The sequence below is a fragment of the Phenylobacterium sp. genome, assembly GCF_004799395.1.
GTDB lineage: Bacteria > Pseudomonadota > Alphaproteobacteria > Caulobacterales > Caulobacteraceae > Phenylobacterium.
On record NZ_SSMZ01000046.1, the window covers coordinates 1 to 2,380 of the forward strand.

At 68.6% G+C, this 2,380-nt stretch carries 4 protein-coding genes and 1 riboswitch; all 4 genes read left to right on the top strand.

All coding sequences use genetic code 11. The features are described from left to right. Positions 1 to 10: 10 nt before the first annotated feature. A riboswitch (FMN riboswitch) is annotated at positions 11 to 177 on the top strand. Positions 178 to 264: 87 nt separating this feature from the next. Beyond that, positions 265 to 789, top strand: a complete 525-nt coding sequence (locus tag E8A12_RS03150) for a 6,7-dimethyl-8-ribityllumazine synthase (RefSeq protein WP_293366302.1) — start codon at positions 265 to 267, stop codon at positions 787 to 789. 9 nt (positions 790 to 798) lie between these two features. Further along, positions 799 to 1,239 carry a PaaI family thioesterase gene (locus E8A12_RS03155; protein WP_293366303.1) on the top strand — a complete coding sequence of 147 codons (441 nt, stop codon included), beginning with the start codon at positions 799 to 801 and terminating at the stop codon, positions 1,237 to 1,239. A gap of 84 nt (positions 1,240 to 1,323) precedes the next feature. Then, positions 1,324 to 1,719, top strand: coding sequence for a hypothetical protein (locus E8A12_RS03160; RefSeq protein ID WP_293366304.1), 396 nt, complete (start codon positions 1,324 to 1,326; stop codon positions 1,717 to 1,719). Between the two features lie 116 nt (positions 1,720 to 1,835). After that, positions 1,836 to 2,380 (top strand): LysR family transcriptional regulator (locus E8A12_RS03165; protein ID WP_293366305.1); only part of this gene is annotated, 545 nt, incomplete at its 3' end.

The following is a 2,380-nucleotide window of genomic DNA, read 5'->3' on the forward strand; positions in this document are numbered from 1 at the left end:
TTCCGGCGATCTACGTTCTCAGGGCGGGGTGAAAGTCCCCACCGGCGGTAATGCCCTTCAGCGATGACGGGACGAGCCCGCGGGCGCCCTGCAAAGTTCCTCGGAGCGAAGCAGGGGACAAGCAGACACCGGTGCGATCCCGGGGCCGACGGTTAGAGTCCGGTTATGAGAACCGCTGGACACGCGAGGATGGCCCTTGGGCTGTTCGTGCGCGACCGGCGCCTCCCTGAGTCGTGGTTCCTCGAACCCGTCAGGGAGATGACCATGACCCAAGCTCAAGCTACCCCGACCGCCGCCCAACCCGCGGCCGAGTTCCCCACCGCCAATGGCGCCTTCCGCGCCGCGCGGATCGCCTTTGTCCACTCGCTCTGGCATCGCGAGATCGTCGAGGAGGCCTATGTCGGCTTCCTGGAGGAGATGGCCGAGCTGGGCTTCCCGGCCGAGACCGTCGAACGCTTCGAGACGCCCGGCGCCTTCGAGATCCCGCTGCACGCCCAGACGCTCGCCCGCACCGGTCGATACGCCGCGATCGTCGGTGCGGCCCTGGTCGTCGACGGCGGCATCTATCGCCATGACTTCGTGGCCCAGACGGTGGTCCAGGCGCTGATGCAGGTGCAGCTCGCGACCGAGACGCCGGTCTTCTCCGTCGTGCTGACCCCGCACAATTTCCATGAACACGAGGCCCATCGGCGGTTCTTCCATGAGCACTTCCGGGTGAAGGGCCATGAGGCGGCGCGCGCCTGCGTGGGCACCCTGCAGAGCTTCGCGCGCCTGTCGGCGGCGGCGTGAGGTGCGGCCATGGGAACCCTCCTCGACGTCCCGCCCCTGGGCTTCGTGCGGCATGACCGCAGGAGCCCGCTGACCGAGCCCTGGGAGCCGCTCTACAGCCGCCGGACCGGTTCCGCCGTCGTGCTGGGCCTGCACGCCGGGCCGGTCCACACCAACAGCCGCGGTTTCGTCCACGGCGGACTGATTGGAGCCCCGGCGGACAACGCCATGGGCCTCTCGTGCGCCGCCGCCCTCGACCGGGTCGGAAGCCTGGTGACCGTCAACCTCAGCGTCGACTTCCTGGGAACGACCCAGCAGGACCAGTGGCTGGAGTTCCGCACGGAGTTCGTGAAGCCTGGAGGCACGCTCTGCTTCGCCCAGGCCTTCGTCACCGCCGACGGGCAACCCTGCGCGCGGGCCAACGCCATCTTCTGTCGATTGGACGGCGAACGACGAAAACCGCAAAGCTAGGCCATCGACCTCTGGCGAAGCGGGGCCGGCGCGCCTAAGTTGTAGTGACGGCAACCAACCCAGATGCGGGGGTGTTTCGTCGATATGACCCAGAACCTGTCAGTCCGGCTCCGCTGCGCCGCTTTCGCCGCGGCCGCGATCTTCCTGGGGGGGGCGGTCGTCGCCCACGCGCAGGACCAGCGACGGGAGTCCGACGACGTGGAGCCGTGGCACGCGCCGGCGCACGCCCAGCCAGCCCCGCACGCGACTTCCAGCCTCGACGCCACCAAGACCACGGCGGCGACGCTGACCCAGCAACGTGAGACCCGCACCCTGGCCACGGCGGTCTTCGCCACGCCGGCCGCCGGACAACGCGCCGCCGACAAGGCCGCAGAGGCCTACGAGCCGCCGATCGAGCCCGCCGCGCCCAAGGCCGAGTGGCTGACGGAAGATGGTGTGCACTTCCGCGGCAAGGGCCTTGAGCTGACCACGCCGTTCTAAGCGCTGGGCGATGGCTTAGTCCGTGATCTGAGATCACAAACACATCGCCGAGATGTCGCTTGGGACGTCCGGCGTCTGCCGTTATATCGAGACGGAAGCTTGTGAGCTGAGGTCACATGGCCAAGCGCAGCCAACTGCCATTGACGGCCCTTCGGGCGTTCGAGGCGTTCGCCCGCCTGGGCAAGATGAGCCTGGCCGCCGACGAGCTCTGCGTCACCCACGGTGCGGTCAGCCGCCAGGTCCGCAGCCTGGAGGCGCTGTGCGGCGTCAAGCTGACCCAGGGGCCACGCAACGCGCTGAAGCTCACCGACGCCGGCGAGCGGATGGCCCGCTCGCTGGGTCGCACCTTCGACGAGCTGGAAGCCTCGTTCCGTGAGGTGAAGGCCGCCGCCGACCGCGAATTGCACATCTCCTGCGTGGGCACGCTGGCCATGAAATGGCTGATCCCGCGCCTTTCCGGCTTCCACACGCGGCATCCGGACCTGTCGATCCGGGTCACCGAAGCTTACGGGCCAGTGGACTTCACCCGCGAACCGTTCGACGCGGCCATCCGCCTTACCGAGAGCGTCACTGGCGAGGGCCTGACCGCAACGCCCTTCCTGGACAACTTCCACGGTCCCGTGGTCGCCCCGGACCTCGCGAAGGGCGGACTTGATCTGGC